General features: G+C 59.5%; 15 protein-coding genes. 12 read left to right on the top strand and 3 right to left on the bottom strand.

Annotated features, from left to right (window positions below; translation table 11 throughout):
• Positions 1-24 precede the first annotated feature (24 nt).
• Positions 25-762 carry a helix-turn-helix transcriptional regulator gene (locus METAC_RS0120925; RefSeq protein WP_026608521.1) on the bottom strand — a complete coding sequence of 246 codons (738 nt, stop codon included), beginning with the start codon at positions 760-762 and terminating at the stop codon, positions 25-27.
• A 581-nt stretch (positions 763-1,343) separates the two neighbouring features.
• Between METAC_RS0120925 and METAC_RS0120935 the strand changes: the two genes are divergently transcribed.
• The 3 genes from METAC_RS0120935 (at position 1,344) to METAC_RS24815 (ending at position 5,424) form a co-directional block, all read left to right on the top strand.
• On the top strand, positions 1,344-1,946 hold the full coding sequence (locus METAC_RS0120935) for a TetR/AcrR family transcriptional regulator (RefSeq protein ID WP_026608522.1): 603 nt from the start codon (positions 1,344-1,346) through the stop codon (positions 1,944-1,946).
• Positions 1,947-2,564: 618 nt separating this feature from the next.
• Complete coding sequence (locus METAC_RS24810) at positions 2,565-3,848, top strand: polysaccharide biosynthesis/export family protein (RefSeq protein ID WP_084143852.1); 1,284 nt, start codon at positions 2,565-2,567, stop codon at positions 3,846-3,848.
• Positions 3,849-4,179: 331 nt separating this feature from the next.
• A complete protein-coding gene (locus METAC_RS24815) occupies positions 4,180-5,424 on the top strand; it encodes a WcaI family glycosyltransferase (RefSeq protein WP_051335743.1) in 1,245 nt (414 codons plus the stop codon).
• 29 nt (positions 5,425-5,453) lie between these two features.
• On the opposite strand, the gene METAC_RS0120955 is transcribed toward METAC_RS24815, so the two are convergent.
• A complete protein-coding gene (locus METAC_RS0120955) occupies positions 5,454-5,690 on the bottom strand; it encodes an Lrp/AsnC family transcriptional regulator (protein ID WP_026608524.1) in 237 nt (78 codons plus the stop codon).
• Between the two features lie 282 nt (positions 5,691-5,972).
• Between METAC_RS0120955 and METAC_RS0120960 the strand changes: the two genes are divergently transcribed.
• From METAC_RS0120960 to METAC_RS0120980, 3 genes are all read left to right on the top strand, one after another.
• A complete protein-coding gene (locus tag METAC_RS0120960; protein ID WP_026608525.1) occupies positions 5,973-6,707 on the top strand; it encodes an SOS response-associated peptidase in 735 nt (244 codons plus the stop codon).
• 467 nt (positions 6,708-7,174) lie between these two features.
• Entirely contained in the window at positions 7,175-7,867 is a 693-nt protein-coding gene (locus METAC_RS24820) for an exopolysaccharide biosynthesis polyprenyl glycosylphosphotransferase (RefSeq protein ID WP_051335744.1), read from the top strand.
• A gap of 177 nt (positions 7,868-8,044) precedes the next feature.
• A complete protein-coding gene (locus METAC_RS0120980; RefSeq protein ID WP_198017259.1) occupies positions 8,045-9,172 on the top strand; it encodes a glycosyltransferase family 4 protein in 1,128 nt (375 codons plus the stop codon).
• On the opposite strand, the gene METAC_RS0120985 is transcribed toward METAC_RS0120980, so the two are convergent.
• Positions 9,169-10,443: a glycosyltransferase family 4 protein gene (locus METAC_RS0120985; RefSeq protein WP_026608527.1), complete on the bottom strand. Its 1,275-nt coding sequence runs from the start codon at positions 10,441-10,443 to the stop codon at positions 9,169-9,171. The two genes, METAC_RS0120980 and METAC_RS0120985, sit on opposite strands and share 4 nt — an antisense overlap.
• A gap of 469 nt (positions 10,444-10,912) precedes the next feature.
• Here METAC_RS0120985 and METAC_RS0120990 point away from each other — a divergent pair, with 469 nt between their 5' ends.
• The 6 genes from METAC_RS0120990 to METAC_RS0121025 all read left to right on the top strand — a co-directional run bounded on the left by METAC_RS0120990 (position 10,913) and on the right by METAC_RS0121025 (position 17,565).
• A complete protein-coding gene (locus tag METAC_RS0120990) occupies positions 10,913-11,743 on the top strand; it encodes a WecB/TagA/CpsF family glycosyltransferase (protein ID WP_026608528.1) in 831 nt (276 codons plus the stop codon).
• A 153-nt stretch (positions 11,744-11,896) separates the two neighbouring features.
• Positions 11,897-13,333, top strand: coding sequence for an O-antigen ligase family protein (locus METAC_RS0120995; RefSeq protein WP_026608529.1), 1,437 nt, complete (start codon positions 11,897-11,899; stop codon positions 13,331-13,333).
• A gap of 422 nt (positions 13,334-13,755) precedes the next feature.
• On the top strand, positions 13,756-14,829 hold the full coding sequence (locus METAC_RS0121010; RefSeq protein WP_026608530.1) for a thioesterase domain-containing protein: 1,074 nt from the start codon (positions 13,756-13,758) through the stop codon (positions 14,827-14,829).
• 168 nt (positions 14,830-14,997) lie between these two features.
• Positions 14,998-15,477 carry a glutathione peroxidase gene (locus METAC_RS0121015; RefSeq protein ID WP_026608531.1) on the top strand — a complete coding sequence of 160 codons (480 nt, stop codon included), beginning with the start codon at positions 14,998-15,000 and terminating at the stop codon, positions 15,475-15,477.
• Positions 15,478-15,778: 301 nt separating this feature from the next.
• Positions 15,779-17,080 carry a histidinol dehydrogenase gene (gene hisD, locus METAC_RS0121020; RefSeq protein WP_026608532.1) on the top strand — a complete coding sequence of 434 codons (1,302 nt, stop codon included), beginning with the start codon at positions 15,779-15,781 and terminating at the stop codon, positions 17,078-17,080.
• Positions 17,077-17,565, top strand: coding sequence for a UPF0262 family protein (locus METAC_RS0121025; RefSeq protein WP_026608533.1), 489 nt, complete (start codon positions 17,077-17,079; stop codon positions 17,563-17,565). The genes hisD and METAC_RS0121025 overlap by 4 nt, the downstream gene beginning before the upstream one ends.
• The last annotated feature ends 3 nt before the right edge of the window (positions 17,566-17,568 follow it).

Raw genomic sequence — 17,568 nt, forward strand, 5'->3', positions numbered from 1 at the left:
AGCCCGGAAGGTCGCGCGGGCGGCTTATTGAATCAAACCAGCCCGGATCGCTTTGGCGACGGCGTGGGCGCGATTGAGCGAATGCAGCTTGAACCGCGCCGAATCGAGATGCGCTTTGACGGTCTCCGCCGAGATCCGCATCAAGAGGGCGATGTCCTCAATGGATTTTCCCTCTGCGGACCACTCAAGTGCTTCGATTTCGCGCTTGGTGATGGCGTTGAGGCCGACTTGCGCCTCTTCGCCATGGAGATCGTAAGCGCGCTGATGTACGTAATTGGCGATATGGACAAGGTCTCTCGTCAGCTCGTGACGGCGACCGGCCCAACTCTGATCGGTCTCGTTCGACGTGGCGATGAATATCGCCCAAATCCCATTGGTGGGACCCCGCACCGGAATGGTCAGGCCTTGCTGGCGAGCGCCCGTTTCCCGTTCGTCGCCGAAGAGACGGCGCACTTTCTTATTGGGCGTCTGCGGAAGCCGAGCCCAGTCGATCGGCAAAAGCGCACGCGCGCCGATCGTGAACGCCGGATCTAAAAAGAGATAATCTTCCGGAGTGTAATGAGCTTTGCCGTCTTCCCCGCGCGTCACGGCGACAAAAGGCTCCGCAAGCGAATAGCCGCGGAACGAGGGACAAAAATAGGCGACGTTGGCGAGCTCATATTGTCGCCGTACTTTCTCGATGAACTCCTCAAGCGATTCTCCGGAGAGATCCGAATCGAGTTGCAGGAGGGTGCGCAGATCTACATCGTCAAGGGACGGCATTAGAGCCTCTGTCGTGCCTTAGGAGGGCCAAGCGAATAAACAATTACCTTCGGATATCACTTTAAATGTGTGAATGCGCACTTTCAGCAGGATCGCCCTCGGGCGATAGACGCGTCAAGTCCGAGACGACATCGGGAAAGCGTCGCTTTTCAGCGCATCAGCGGCGAAAGATCAAGCCCACGATTTCCTTTTATTCCTGCAGCCGACGCCTAACCATGTACATTAGTCATGATATGTGGCAGAAGCGACATAAAATTTTTGAGGCAGATCAATCAGGCTGAACTATCAGGCCCAGCCTGATGGGTTTAAGCCGCAATTCGTCGATTTGCCGGTCTAGCCAAAGTCGATCCCGGCAATGCCGTTTTCGCAATGGGCGGCCAGGGATTTGGACGTTGCTTCGATGAAGGGCCCGATTCCCTTCGGACAGAGGGACAAGAGGTGGACCTTTGCGCCTCGGTCCGACGCAAAAGCATGGCTTAATTGACGCGCCGGCTTCATAACGACGACGCGAAACCCATTTGGGGGAAGCAGGATTAACTAAAGCTGGATATATTTGTTTATCAGTTTAGAATTGGTGTAGGATGAAAATCTTGAGCGCACAGAGAGAAGTCGATACGCACCTCAGCATTATAGAGGTGGCGGAACGTCTTTTTCGCCAGATCGGCTTTCAAAAGACAACGGTTGCGGACATAGCGCGCGAGCTGCAGATGTCGCCGGCGAACGTCTATCGTTTTTTCGCGGCGAAGGCCGAGATCAACGAAGCGGTCGGACGCCGCATTCTCCAGGAGATCGAAGCTGGCGTCGCGGAGATCGCGAGGTCGCACGGTCCCGCGGGCAAGAAGTTGCGCAATGTTATCGCGCTCATCGAGAAACTTAACGCTCAGCGCTTTCTTTCCGATCGCAAGCTGCATGAATTATTTGAGACGGCCTATGATGAGAATTGGTCGATCATGCGCGAATATTTCGATTCGCTCGACAAGATCCTGATTCAAATTATCCGACAAGGGATGGCGTCGGGAGAATTTCGTTCCGGAGACGCGGAGCTCGATGCAATTTTGATTCGAAGCGCCTGCACCCGTTTCTGCCACCCTCGGCTTATGGCGGAATGCGCGCAGGATCCGGAGCCTACCGTCGATCAAATGATGGATTTTTGCATTGCGGCATTGAGGGCCGGTCAAAGTTGACGGCCCTTTGAAGCCTAGACTCGAGCCTTAGCGTCCTCGCCCAAACTCGGTCCGCCAATTTATTTCAAGGCCGGCCTTACGCTGGTACGTCGAGTGGGCGGAGGCGAGACTGCCGACATGGCGGATGCCTGTCGAGCCTATGCCAAATGGATATGGCGCCGGCGAGCCGATCCACAGGCTGCGAGGGTCCGATCACCTATCTGCGAAGCGCCGCCCAAGCCGCCGGTCAATTAGGCTTACGCGGGTCGCTTGCGATCATCTCGACAGATAGGTACGACGATCCTGCGTCTATTGACGAACCGCCAGACCGTTACTGACTCATTTAAAGATTTGACGAGCATTGTTTTAAGCTATTCGTTTATCGGCGCCTTTGTTTCCAATTGTTCGCGTCATTCCGTTCGTCACGTCTCTCGGCAATATCGAACCGAGTCTTGATTTGCGCCGCCTCGATGGAGATTGGGTCTCAAGAGAGAATCGCGATTCGTCGGGGACGACCGTGCGAATTTTGCCACAGGTTCAAATATACTGCGCCTCTAGTCTGCCAGTAGCCAATGGATCGGCTAGCCCTTCTCGCCGAGGCGCGTTATCTGTGCGGGACGGCAGTGGAGGGTTGCATTCATGTTGAGTTTTCGATCGGCCTGGGCCTTTGTCTTCAGCGCCGCGCTTCTCAATGTCGGCGGCTGCTCCTATTTCCCCGTCAATGGCCCCGTCACGCCCGACATCCAAAGCGGCTCCTCTGCGCTTCTTCCCTACGCCCTGATCAGGCTCACGCCCGAGGCGGTCGACATTCTCGCAGCCTATGAGCCGAAAGGTCTCGCTGGCGCGTTCACCGACCGCAAGCCAGCCTCCAACATCAAGTTCGGCATCGGCGACATTATCTCCGTCACGATTTTCGAGGCCGCTGCCGGAGGCTTGTTCATTCCGCTCGAAGCCGGCGTCCGCCCCGGCAATTACGTGGCGCTCCCGGACCAGCCCATCGACAATAATGGCAATATCACGATTCCCTTCGCCGGCACGATCAGGGCAGCGGGCCGAGACAATGTTCAGGTCCAGAATGAAATCGTCGAGAAAATTAAGAACCGCGCCATCGAGCCGCAAGCCGTCGTGACATTGTCGCAGCAGCGGACCTCGCTCATCAGCGTGGTCGGCGAAGTGAATACGCCGCTTCGTTTCGCGGTTCCGGCGACGGGCGCCGGAGACCGCATTCTTGACGCTCTCACCCGCGCGGGCGGCATCAGGGGGCAGGGCTATGAGACATGGGTCATGCTGGAGCGCGACAATCGCCGCGCGACCGTGCCCTTTGAAAATCTGGTGATGAACCCGTCCAATAATATTTACATCCAGCCCGGCGACCGCATTTACGTCTATCGCGAGCAGCAGAAATTCATCGCCTTTGGCGCGACGGGGTCGGTCGACGTCCTCGGCTCTCAGGCGGAATTCACTTTCGACGCCTGGCGAATCAATCTCGCCGAGGCGGTCGCCAAGGCTGGCGGCCTGCAGGACGCGCGCGCCGACGCCGGTGCGGTCTTCCTCTATCGCCGGGAGCCGCGCGAGGTTGCGGCGCTGCTCGGCGCCGATGTGGCGCGGTTCAGGGAAGATCTCGTCCCGGTCATCTTCTGGGTGAATTTCCGCGACCCCGCGGGCTATTTCCTGGCCACCCGGATGCAGATGCGCAATCAGGACATTATCTACGCGGCCAATGCCGGTTCGATCGAAAGCCAGAAGGTTCTGGAGTACGCCAACCTCGTCGCCTCGACAGCGGGCCTGACGGCGAGTTCCGTGACCGAGAGCGCCACCGCGCGCGCGGCGCTCCAGGGCAAGACGCTTGTGACGCCAACGGCTTCGTCGACGTCGACGACGATCTCACAGGGCATCACCACAGTGACGACAGTCCGGCCCTAATCGCGGCTACAACTCCGTTTCTACTTTAAACTAGGGCGCGTGACGGCGGGCAATGGCGCTCCGACTCAAGGATCCGAAGCGTCGCTTTTTCGGAAAGCGACGCTCTGGCATCCGTTATTGCCATTCCTGTTCAAGAGGTTGGCGGCGAAGCAGCCGTCGCTGCGGTCGGGACTTGGTTTTCTCGCGCCAATTCCTCCTGCCCGAAGCGTCTCGGCCGCGCAAGCGGGCGGCTCGCCCGCCGCCCGCTTGTGACGGCTGTTATTGTAATGCAATAATCATTTGGCCAATGATCGGCCTCGACTTCCTTCCCTCGTGAGCTTCTAGGATATTCATGCCGCATCCTTCCGCCCCGAGCGAAACCAAGCGCAAAATCTTGATTTACGGCATTAATTATTCGCCCGAAATGATCGGCGTCGGCCGGTTCACTGGCGAGATCGGGGCCGATCTCGCCGCGCATGGCCATGAGGTGATCGTCGTCACCGCGCCGCCGCATTATCCAGGTTGGCGCGTCCCGGAACCTTATAAAGCCTTGCGATACGCGCGCGAGATTCGCGACGGCGTCTCCATTTGGCGCTGTCCGATTCTGCTGCGGTCCGAGATGCGCGGCCTCTGGCGCGTCATCGCGCCGTTGAGCTTCGCCGTCTTCTCGGCTCCGGCGGTCCTTTGGCGCATCGTCGCGTCGCGGCCAAATCTGGTTCTCTGTGTCGAGCCCACCTTGTTTGGCGCCCCGATCGGGCTTCTCGCCAAGCTTTTCGGCGCTCGCCTCGTTCTCCATGTTCAGGATCTCGAGATCGACGCCGCCTTCGCCGTTGGCCATCTCAAGGGGCAGGGCCTGCAAAACCTTGTCATGAAAGCCGAGTCCTGGTTGCTTCGACAATTCGCGAGCGTCATCACGATCTCGGGACAGATGCGCAAGAAGCTCATCGCCAAGGGCGTTGAACCGCAGCGCATCGGCGTCGTGCGGAATTGGGTCGATCTCGCCAAGATCAAGCCGCTCGATGAGCCAAACGGCTTTCGCAGCGAACTGAATCTGACTGATGCGGATTTCGTGGTCCTTTATGCCGGCAATGTCGGCGCGAAACAGGCGCTAGAAGTCGTCCTCGACGCGGCGCGGCGTCTGGCCGGCAAGCCCCGTCTGCATTTTGTCATTGCGGGAGACGGGCCGGAAAAGCAACGGCTCATGCGCGAGAGCGGAGATCTTCCAAACGTCCATTTTCTCCCGCTGCAGCCCGAGGTGCGGCTATGCGAACTGCTCAACCTCGCCAATCTGCATATTCTGCCGCAAAGCCGAGGTGCGGCCGACTTGGTGCTGCCGTCGAAGCTCGGCGGCATGCTCGCGAGCGGCAAGCCGGTCCTTGCTACGGCCGACGCCGGAACCGAGCTTTTCGAAGTCTTGAAGGGAACGGCGATTCTTGTTCCAGCTGGCGATGCGGCGGCGGTTGCCGCCGAAATCAGCCGCCTCTTGGGTGAAGGCGCGCATCCGGCCCTGGGAGACGGTCGCAAGCTGGCGGACATCTTCGAGCGCGACGCCTGCCTCGAACAATTTCGGGCGCTGCTCACGGGACCCGACGCCTGACACTTTGCGCCGAAAGCAGGAGCCTGATTTCAAAACGCTTTGAAGGCGATGATCGTGCGCGTGTCGACGACGCCCGGGATCACATGAACCCGCTCGCCGACGAAATGGCCGATATCGACGCTCTTGCCGACGTAAAATTTGGCGAGAATGTCGTAATGGCCGGCGATCGAATAGATTTCGGACGCGATCTCGGCCTGAGCCAAGGCGTTGGCGACTTCATAGGTGCGGCCGAGCGCGCATTTGATTTCGACGAAGAAGGTCTGCATCGGCTCCTTTCTGAGTGAATGTTCGAAAACGCCGCTTGCCTTATCCTGAGGAGCCATTGGTGCGAAATGGCGTCTCGAAGAATGAAGCCAGCGCCCGAGCTGACGCCCCCGCGGGGTTCGAGAGGGCCACGTAGGCCTCCTTACCGTGAGGGCGTTCGAGAATTCTCACGGTGTCTTAGAGCAAGTCGGGGACGAAGTTGATCCGGTTTTTCGACTAGGACCAGCTATGAACCGTCGTGGCCGAGGGGGCTCTCCCTGTACCATCGCTCCTGGAGCTGGATCATGTGCGGGCGTTACGCAATCACCTTGCCGCCGGAAGCGATGAGGCAATTTTTCCACTATGCCGAGCAGCCGAATTTTCCGCCGCGCTATAACATTGCGCCAACAGAGCCCGTGCCGATTGTGATCGGGCGACGCGACGCCGACGGCCGCGCCATGCGCCATTTCATGCTCGTTCGGTGGGGATTCCTGCCGCATTTCGTCAAGGACCCGAAGGCGTTTCCCCTGATCTTCAATGCGCGAGCGGAAACGCTGCTCGTGAAGTCGAGCTTCAAGGCGGCCTTCAAGCGCCGGCGCTGTCTTTTCATCGCCGACGCCTTCTACGAATGGCGCCGCGCGCCCGCGGCCAAAGGACAGACGGGCAGACCCTATCTTTTTCGTCGCCGCGACGGCGCGCCGCTGGGTTTCGCTGGGTTGTGGGAAACCTGGGCGGGACCCAATGGCGAGGAACAGGACACAGCCTGCATCATCACGACCGCCGCTAATGGCGCGAGCTCGGCAATCCATGATCGACTGCCGGCTGTTCTCGAGCCTGGGAATTTCGAACTTTGGCTCGACGCGGATGAATCGGCGGCCGATGCTGCCTTTGTGCTCCTGCGGCCGCCCGAGAACGACGTCCTCGAATTTTTCGAGATTGGCCCCGTGGTGAACAAGGTCGCCAATGACTCGCCCGACGTGCAAAAGCCCATCGCGGCCGAGCCGGTCCCTCGCTCAACGGCGCAAGGCAGCCTGTTTTGAGAGGCCGGTCGCGCTCGCAAGCGGCGCTGGCGCGCGGCTCTTCGGCGCCGCTGCGGATTTTCTTCCTACCCGCGCTTGATAGCGGTCGCTTGGTGAACCGATAATCGGCTAAGCATGAAAGGCGCGTGTTGACGCGCCGAACGAAAAATTAGTGACGGTAATGGCTTGAGCTTAATGGTCACAAGCGAGATCCCTGTGGTCAGTCCGTTATGTTGATTGCTCATCCAATGTTGGATTGATGTTGCGTATCGAAATTGCTGAACGACCGCGCGGATAGCGCGCTGGAAACGCCGCGCGGCAAGGTCCGCATCATCCTTTTGGCGGAGTGGAAGGCGACATATACGCAGCGCACCATACGCCGCCCTACCTCTTGCTGAATCGGCCTGCTCTCCGCATTCTGCCCTCCATTCTTCCGATCAGAATTGCCGATCGGACATATGCAGGCATTTTGCTCAGGTATTTCAGCAATGCGATTTTTCCACAGCCCGTCTATTCAATCCGCGCATCATCGCGCGGCCTCGACAACGGCTAGGTCTCTCACGCTCGAGGGGCGCGTTCCGCCATCGTCGGTTGTGGAGAGTAAGGCCAAGCGCATGCTCGACGTCGTGCTGGGGTGTCTGGCCATTCTGGTCTCGGCGCCGATCCTCATCATCGCCGCGATCGCCATCAAGCTCGACAGCCCTGGTCCGGTCATCTTTCGTCAGCGGCGAAACGGACTCAATGGAGTTCCATTCGTCATTTTTAAGTTTCGCACCATGACGGTGATGGAAGAGGGCGCCAATTTTAGGCAAGTTCGGCGCGGCGACAGCCGCGTGACGCGCATTGGCCTTTTGCTTCGCCAGTCGAGCATCGACGAACTGCCGCAGCTGTTCAATGTCCTCAAGGGAGACATGTCGCTGGTTGGGCCGCGGCCGCATCCGCTGGCGCTGGATGACGAGTTCAGAAACAAGATCTCGACATATGGGTGCCGTTTTCACGCCGTTCCAGGAATCACCGGCTGGGCGCAGGTCAACGGCCTTCGAGGCGAGACCAGTCGCTTCGAGCAGATGTCGGGTCGCGTCGCGCATGATCTTTGGTATATAGAAAACTGGTCGTTCGGGCTCGATATCTACATTATCATCAAAACCTTTTTTGAAGTCGTTCGTAGCCGAGCCTATTGAGACCCTGGCATATTGTAGGCTAGGGCCGGAGGCGTGATGTGGGCCCCGCCGCTTCACTCGCTCTCTTGATGTCGGCGTGCAGCCTCCGTCGCGCGGCGAGCGCCGAATTCCTTTCTTTCCGGTTGCTTGAGTTGCGTCATGGGCTCGAGCTTGCGCGCGGATGGCGGACACGTTCAAATGAATTTGATTGAGCAAGAGATCGACGATCGCCCTGTGTTGATGTTGACGCCCGGCGGTCTCGAGAACGGCGGAGGCATCGGCCGGCTCGTCGGCTATGTGGTTGGCGCATGGCGGGATAAAAAGCTGCCTCCGATGACGGTCATCGACACCCGAGGACCGAAAACTGTTCTCGCTTGGCCGTTTTTCATGACGGCGTGCCTCGTGCGCATCCTTCTGTACGCGCCCCGCCGCCCACTCCTTCATATTCATTTGGCGAATGGCGGAAGCACGCTTCGCAAGATCATTATCATGCGCTTCGGGCGATTGTTGGGGCTGGATATGATCATCCATCTCCATGATCCCGACTACGGCGGCTTTTATTTGCGGTTGCCGCCCTGGGCGCGCGCGGTCGTGCGCGCGATGTTTCTCAGCGCGACGAAAGTCATCGTGCTGGGCGAGGCGGCCAAGGTTGCGACGACGGATCTCCTTCTCGTTCCCGCCGAGCGCGTCGAAATCGTAGCCAATGGAGTGCCAGCTCCGTCCGCTGTCTCGCCGCCGAGGAATTCGGCGCAGCCGCGTATTTTGTTTCTGGGCTATTTGTGCCGACGCAAAGGCGTTCATGATCTGATCGAGGCGCTTGCCCGCCCGCAGCTGCGCGCGCTGGATTGGCGTGCGGTGCTCGCTGGCGGAGGAGCCGAGGAGGATAAGTTCGCCGCGCAGGCCGCCGGCGCGGGCCTCGGGCAGCGCATAGAATTTCCGGGATGGGTCGATCGAGCGAAGACGCAGTCGCTGCTCGCGGAGGCGGACATCCTCGTCCTTCCGTCTTATGCGGAAGGCATGGCCATGTCGGTGTTGGAGGGAATGGCCTTCGGCCTTTGCGTGGTCTGCACGCCGGCAGGCGCCTTGGCCGAAGTGGTGGAGGATGGCGCGTCAGCGCTCGTGGTCACGCCGGGCGACGTCGAGGGATTGGCGGCGGCGCTCGCCGCAGCGATCACGGATCTGGAACTGCGCCGCCGTCTCGGGCGCGGCGCGCGCGAGGCCTTCTTGCGCGGTTACAACATAGCCGACTACCCCGAACGGATCGTCGCCGTCTACCGCCGCGCGCTGGCTCATAAGAGCGAAGTTGCGAAGAGCGTCGCTGGTTAGAGGGAATTCAAGCGAATCAGGTTTGACGAGCCTTTTGCGCGGCGCGCCTCGTCAAGAAAAGGCGAGACCATCTCGAAGAAGCGCGCGACGCGATCGGGCCAAGAAAACGCACGCGCTCGCGCCAGGGCGCCGAGCGATAGCGCCTGCAGAGTCGCGGGCTCGGCCAACACATTGGAGATTGCAGCGGCGAGCGCCCGAGCGGTTTCGTCCGTCCCGAGGCCCGTCGTTGCGACCACGACGCCGCTTGTTTCCGTCACAATTTCCTTCGGCCCGCCGAGGTCGAGGCAGACGACAGGAAGCCCATGGCACAGCGCTTCGAGCACGACATTGCCGCTACTGTCGTGCAGGCTCGGAAAGACAAAGAGGTCATGCTCTCGATAGAGCTCGAAGAGCTCCGCCTGAGGCATCCATGGAACGAAGTCGGTCGCGTCGGCAAGGCCGCTTCGTTCGGCTTGCGCGCGGAGCGCTGGCTCCTCTGGCCCCCGGCCGACGATGGTCAAGCGCGCAAGCGGCGAGGTTTCGCGCAATGCGCCGAGAGCGGCGAGCGCGAGGTGAGCGCCCTTCCAATACAATAAGCGCCCGACGAACAAGAGTCGTGGGGGGCGTTGGTTGAATGTGCGCGGCGACTCGATACGATCCGGCGAAACGCCGAGCTCGAGGAAAACCGCGGTCTTGCTGCGCATCCGCGACGGGACGAGCTCGCGCGTCTCCTCAGTTTTCGCCACGATGACTGCGGCCTCCTCCAACATGCGGCGCACAAGCGGATTGAAGGCCAAGGTGCGATTGGAGACGTCGCGCAAGCGCTCAGTCCACAGGTTGCGACGCGTGAAACTGTCGCGCAACTGAGGCGGTGAGGTTTCTCCGCCGCCGACAGGACCCAGAATGAAGGGCGCGTCCAGTCGGCCGAGAAAGGATGGATAGCGGATGCCACCCCAAGTGACGTGATGAATGGCGTCGAACTGCACGGACTGATGCAGATCGCGCGCGGCTTTCAACGCCGCGATCTGCCAAAGGAGGTTGTGGCGCCGTTCGGCTTTCGGCTTCTCGCCGGGCTCGAGCCGCCAGAACGGGCTTTGAGGAAAGATCCAGTTGACGCTGGCCGCAAGCTGATCGCTGCGGCAGCCTTGCATGATTTCGTCAGCATAGGTAGGGGCGGCGAGAGCCCAGACCTCATGTCCGAGCCGCCGAGTTTCGCGAACCCAGTTCCAGCCGACGCCACTTTCGGAGCCGCGCACCGGCGAGCATTCGTAACAAGACATGAGAATTTTCATGCTGCGGCGCCATCGCTAGACGCATGCCGCCGCAGCGACCATCGCGCCGCGGAACGCCCGGAGGCGCATCCGCCAGGCCGCAGCTCGCGCCTGCTTTTGGGATGGATCGCCGTTTCCGAGGGATTCATCTGAATTCGTTGCGTGGTCACTATGGTTCCTATCGACCGTAGTATCGTGATCATTGGCGTTATTCGCATTATATCAGATTTCACAGCGGCAAGCGTCGCCTTGTCAATGCCGTTTGCCCGCCCGGCCCAGACCGCGGCCTAGGTCCTGGGCCGCCGGGATCCTTGTATGCAAGCGGCTATTGAGATATGTTGACGCTATTAGCATCCCCGATCCGTAATTCGTGGACGATGCGCGTTTTGGTTAATTTATTCAATGCACGCCCAATATCACGGGCCTCAATTTAATCGACCTGCGTTGTGGACTAACAACGCTGGCAGCCAGTAGAAGGCGTAGAGCTTTCATGCACATCGAATCAATCGCCTCGAGCGGCGGCGCGCCGCTGTCGACGGCAGTCAACGCGGAGGCTTGGCCGCACCGCGCCAACATACTCGGCGTCGGGGTCAGCGCTTTGAACATGGGGAGCGCGCTGGGGACATTCGATCGGTGGATTGCGTCGGGCGCGCGCCACTATGTTTGCGTCGCCGACGTGCATTCGATCATGCAGGGCCAGTGGAGAGCGGGACAGCGCGACATCCTCAACAAAGCCGGGATGGTGACTCCCGACGGCATGCCTTTAGTTTGGCTGTGTCGGGCAGAGTTCGGTGCCTCGGTCAACCGCGTTTACGGCCCCGACTTGTTGATGGCCGTTTGCGAACATTCCATTGGCCGGGGGTACAAGCATTTCTTTTACGGCGGCGGCGAGGGGGTGGCGGAGAAGCTCGGCGAAATACTGCAGCGCAGTTTTCCAGGCCTTGAAGTCTGCGGGAGCTATTGCCCGCCGTTCCGTCCCCTGTCCGTCGAAGAAGAAGACGAGGTCGCCGCGCGGATCAACGCCGCTGATCCTCATTTCATCTGGGTCGGCCTCAGCACGCCAAAACAAGAGCAGTGGATGGCGAGAATGCGCGATCGGCTCAACGCTCCGGCGCTCATCGGCATTGGCGCAGCCTTCGACTTTCACTCGGGCGCGAAGCCCCAAGCTCCGCTCTTCGTCCAGCGCTCGGGGCTAGAATGGCTTTTCCGGCTCGTCACCGAGCCGCGTCGGCTGTGGCCGCGCTATCGCAAGGTGATCCCGGGCTTTATCGGCCGCATTATTTTGCAGAAGACAGGTCTCGTCCGCTTCGACTTAAATTGATGGACGCGACCAAAAGATCGCGTCGGCGGTTGGCGCGCCAGGCCTGCCTGCATGATATAGAGCTTGGGGGCCGCATTTTTTCGCCGCAAGATCGGCCGAAGGGCATGGCAAGTCAGTCTCGCCCGTCTCGACAATTGAAAAGCTCTACGCCAAATGATCACTGTTTCTGGCATGCGCAGATTGCCGATTGGAGGCGCCGTCAGGCCAAGTCCGATCGCGGCGCCGAGCAAACGACATGGCCTCGCGATCCAACTATTACTCTATATTGTCTGCGCGGTTTGGACAGGTCTGGACATTCCGATCAATCAAATGTTTTTCGAGTCGCGTAGCCTCGGAGACCCCGAAGTCTTCAGCGAATCAAATTGGTTGGCTTCCGGGCTCAATTTGCTCATCGCTCTGTCGGGGTTTGTGTTGCTTGGCGCGTCGATCGTCAGACGCAAAATCAGCTGGGTGAAATATCATGGATTATTATTGATCTGTATCATCGCGCTCGGGTCTATTTTGTGGTCGGTCGCGCCGACCTTTAGTTTGAAGAGAGCGCTGACATTTGTAGGATCAATTTTTTTACTGATCTATTTCGTTGAACAATTCGGCGCGGACCGCGTGTTTCAAATTATTGTCAGCCAGCTTTTGATTGTCGCGCTCATTTCATTCGCGGGGCGAATCGCCTGGAAGCAATATGTTCTCATGCCCGGCACGCACGCGCTGCAAGGCGTATACTCCCATAAAAATGTTTTTGGCGCAGCAATGGCTGCAGGCGTATTGGCGGCGTCTTATCTCTATATAAGGTATGATCAGAGGAAAAGATTATATATTTTGGCTGCGGCTTTTTTTCTATTTTGTGATTTTCTTTCGACGTCGGGAACGGCAATTGTTCAAGGACTGATATATTTTTATGTTCTGGGGTTATATTTGTTGGGCGCCAAGCGCGGCGTCACCCGAATTGTTGCTTTCCTGGGCTTGATTCCGTTGGGCGGAACAATCGTTCTGGCCGCTGTTGCGCCTGACGTGTTGTTTGGATTGATCGGCAAGGATGCGACGCTGACCGGACGGACGGATCTTTGGGTCTATGTGATCGAGTTTATTCGCGAGCGGCCGTGGCTCGGATGGGGATTTCGCGCCTTCTGGCAGTCTGAAAACCCCCTCGCTGTCGACGTCTGGAACGCGCTCGGATGGATGATGCCGGAATCGCATAACGGCATTCTCGAGCTTCTATTGAACGTGGGCTATATTGGTTGCGCGGCCTTTCTCTACGTGTTTTTTGGCGTGCTCGTTACAGGCGTGCGCAATCTCAAGGCGGGCAATGGCGCAATTGGAATTGCTGCGCTCACGGCTTGCCTCGGCGTCGCATTTTATGGGGTGTCCGAAGACGTCCTGATCAACCCGGACATGCGCTCAATTATATTCTATTTGATTGCGGTCTCCGGCATCCATGAATATTGCCGGACTCGGGAAGCAGCTAGGGGCGTTTTGCGCAGACCGAGACCTGTAGGTTTCAGCGGAAACAGCTCGGTTCGCTCAGGCCGGGCTTTCGGCGGCCTCCCTTCGCCTGTCAGGACAAGTTATGACGCCGATATTTCCACTCATTAGGATCACGTCATCCTTGTTAAGATAATGTTGTTTATGTTATTCTTCATGAAGATTATCTGCGCGTATAAACTTGTCCCCGCAGGGCTGATGAATGTATTTTTTTGATTAGCATAAATGATTATTCAAAGCGGATCTGTCTTTTCCTGCGAATGCGCCATTGGACATGCGGGCGCAGTCCTGGCGTTCGCATCGCCGACCCGCCGACGCCTAGAACACCGGTTCCCCGTGAACGCTGACCTCGTTGAAGAGCGTGCGATACGGCTTCGGGTCGAACCGATTGGCGCGACGAAATATTGCAAATCGAGATTCACGCCGCGCCGTTGAAACATAGCGGCCTCAGCTTTCGCAACGAGTGGCCGCCGAGCGCGGGCGGCGTGGTTTAGGTATTTTCCATTTGGCGCCGTTTTGAAGGAGATCAGACGGTGAATACGATCGAAGACGCGACGCGACTTCACAATAATCTCATCGCGGATAAGCTGATTGAGATTTGGCAGAGGTTGCTGCAACGTTCGCCTATTTCTCCCGACGATGATTTTTTTGATCTTGGCGGCGATTCTTTGATCCTGACGCGCCTGTTTCTCGACATCGAGCGGGAGACCGGGCGGAGCCTGCCGATCACCACAATCTACGAAGCGCCCACCGTGGCGAAGTTGGTCGCCGTGGTGAGCAGCGCCGCCGCGCCGAAATTTTCGCCTCTCGTCCTCTTGAAGGAAGGAAACGATGGCGCCCCGTTGTTCATCGCGCATGGGCTAGGCGGCAACGTCATGGAGCTCACCCAGCTTGGAAAGCTCATAGACTCGCCCCACGCGGTCTATGCGATCCAGGCGCGCGGGCTCGACGGCGAGAGTGAGCCTTGCGACACGGTCGAGGAAATGGGGCAGGTCTATGTCGAGGCGATACGTGAAATTCAGCCGCGGGGGCCATATTTTCTCGCCGGCTATTCCTTTGGCGGCTTGGTGGCCTTGGAAATAGCTCAACGGCTAGCGGGGGCGGGCGAGAAAATCGGGCTTCTCGCTTTTTTGGACGGCTATCCGCACAAGAATTTTTGGCCGTTGATGTCTAAGCTGACGGTTATGCGGCGTCTCGCTGAGCACCGCCTTTCGGCCTTGTCGAAAAAGTCAATGCGGGAGATCGCCTTGGAGGTCGCGGACCGATTCCGCGGAGCTGCTCTAAACAAGAGCGTCGGGTTCGACCGTGCGGAACAGCAAGAGTCCAATGGCGCTCCTTTGCCGCTTCCAGTGCGACACGTCTTCCAAAGCGCTCTGCGCGCGTGGCGATGCTATGAGCCTCGCTACTATCCGGGGAAAATCACGTTTCTACGGGCCGAGCGCTTTCTCATCTATCCGGAAAACCCCGGGAGGCTTTGGCGTCACTTGGCCGAGGAATTCGAGCTTAGCATTGTGCCAGGCGACCATCGGGGCCTCGTGCGTGACCATGTGAGCTCCCTCGCACAAGCGCTCTCCGTCGGCTTGAGCGCCGCGCGCGCTGGGGCTTGAGCGGGCGTCGCAGGGTCGCATGACATGCGCTCCTGCTCGCGTTCTGGCGGCGTTCGGCCTCCGCACGACGCACGTAGCTGCGGCGGGACCTTTGGTCTATATTCGCCGGGTTGGCGCGATCGGCTGGGCGGGATCCTCGAAGGGGCCGAGCCTAGCGGGGAGAATGGCATGAGCACTGTTTTTGATTTTGCCGCGAACCTTCTGGGCGGCGGCGAGAAGCCACTGGCGGATTTCAGCGGTCAAGTGCTCCTCATCGTCAATACAGCGAGCAAATGCGGTTTTACGCCGCAATATGAGGGGCTTGAAGCGCTTTATCGTCAATATGGCGCGCGCGGCTTTTCGGTCTTGGGCTTCCCCTGCAATCAGTTCGGAGCGCAAGAACCTGGCGATTCGGCCGCCATCGCTCAGTTTTGTTCCCTGACCTATGACGTGACATTTCCCATGTTCGCGAAGGTCGACGTTAACGGCGCGGACGCGCATCCGCTCTTCAAATTTCTCAAAGGCGAAGCGAAGGGCATCCTTGGCACCGAGCCGATCAAATGGAATTTCACCAAATTCCTCGTCGATCGGAAAGGCGAAGTCGCAGGCCGTTTCGCGCCGACGACGACGCCCAAGGATCTCGAGAAGGAAATCGAAAAGCTGCTTTGAGTTTCAGGCCTCAGGAGCAGATTTCAGGCCAAAGAGACCTCTGGCCATTTAAGCGCCTGGATGCAAAACCGCCCTAAGCGCTAGCGGGCGCGAGGCGGTCGGAGGCCGACGCCCAGGCGGAGCGAAGTCACGCCCGCTGCGACGGTCCGGCGGAGCCGTCCTTGAAAAAGAGGATCGACTTTTTCGCAGACATGGGGCAACCCGCTGTCTCATGACCGATTCCGGTTGGTCCTCCAAGCCGGCCATGAAGCGGGGCCTCGGTCGCGGCGTGCGCCGGATTTCATCGCAAGGAGACAGGTTTATGCCCTCGTGGCTCGATACGAGAAGCCCGGATTTCAGCGTTGCGTTCAAGGCTCTTCTCGCCATGAAGAGGGAAGCCTCGGAAGACGTTGATCACGTGGTGCAGGCGATCATCGCGGAGGTGATCGCGAGGGGCGACGAGGCTCTGATTTCCTATTCGAAGAAATTCGACCGCGTCGATCTCTCGGCGCTCGGCCTGCGCGTCCCAGCGGAGGAGATCGACGACGCCGTGTCGCTGTGCCCGCCCCAGGCGGTCGCGGCGCTCGAGCTAGCGCATCAAAGGATCGTCGCTTTTCACGAGAGGCAGATCCCCCAGGATCATCTTTTCACGGATTCGCTCGGCGTTGAGCTCGGCTGGCGCTGGCGTCCGATAGAGTCGGTTGGGCTTTACGTTCCGGGCGGCACGGCTAGCTATCCCTCCTCGGTTCTGATGAACGCAACTCCGGCCAAGGTCGCTGGCGTCGCCCGCGTCGTCATGGTGGTGCCTGCGCCCGATGGCGAGATCAATCCGCTCGTCTTCGCGGCGGCGAAGCTCGCGGGCGTCGATGAAATTTACCGCGTCGGCGGCGCCCAGGCGATTGCGGCCCTGGCTTTTGGGACGCAGACGATTCCGCCGGTCGCCAAGATCGTCGGTCCGGGCAACGCCTATGTCGCCGCCGCCAAGCGGCGCGTGTTCGGCACGGTCGGCATAGACATGATCGCGGGACCTTCCGAAGTTCTGATCATCGCTGACGCCGGCGCCAATCCCGAATGGATCGCGGCCGATCTTCTCGCCCAGGCCGAGCATGACGCAGCGGCGCAGTCTATCTTGATCACAGATAACGCCGATCTCGCCCGCGCGGTCGAAGCCGCCGTCGAGAGACAATTGACGACGCTCCCGCGCGAGCGGATCGCCGCCGCGAGCTGGCGGGATTTCGGCGCCGTCATCATCGTCTCGGAGCTGCGTGAGAGCATCGCGCTCGCCGACCAGCTGGCACCCGAGCATCTCGAGATCGTCACGGCGGACGCGGACGAGCTGAGCCAGGAGATCCGCAACGCGGGCGCCATATTCATTGGCCCGCACACGCCCGAGGCGATCGGGGATTATGTCGGCGGCTCGAACCATGTCTTGCCGACTGCCCGCTCGGCCCGGTTTTCCTCCGGCCTCAACGTTCTCGATTTCGTCAAGAAGACGTCGATCCTGAAATGCGGGGCTGCAAGCCTCGCCGCGCTCGGACCGGCCGCGGTGGCGCTCGGCGAAGCCGAAGGACTAGACGCCCACGCGAGATCCGTCGCCTTGCGTCTCGCGCCTCGGCCGTCATGAGCGGAGCGGACCCGCATAGCCGCAATCGCCTCGTATCGGTGACTCTCGATGAGGCTTCGATCGGCCGCAGCACGGCCGACAAGGAGCACGAACGCCAAATCGCGATTTACGATCTGCTCGAGGAAAATTGCTTCGCTTTGCCGGGAAGAGACTCCGGTCCTTACGGATTGAAAATCGCTTTGCAGGAGGCGAAGCTCGCGCTTGAGATCCATGACGAGGGCGGCGAGCCGCTCGTCGTCCACATTCTTTCGCTAACGCCCTTGCGGGGCCTGCTGAAGGATTATTTTTTTATTTGTGAAAGCTATTACGCCGCGATCCGCACCGCCATGCCGAGCCAGATCGAGGCGATCGATATGGGACGTCGCGCCCTCCATAATGAAGCGGCGCAGCTTCTGATGGAGCGGCTCAAGGGAAAGATCGAATTCGACGTCGACACGGCGCGGCGAATTTTCACGCTGGTCGCCGCCCTGCATTGGAAGGGGTGACGC

This window comes from Methylocapsa acidiphila B2 (assembly GCF_000427445.1).
GTDB classification, from domain to species: Bacteria; Pseudomonadota; Alphaproteobacteria; order Rhizobiales; family Beijerinckiaceae; genus Methylocapsa; species Methylocapsa acidiphila.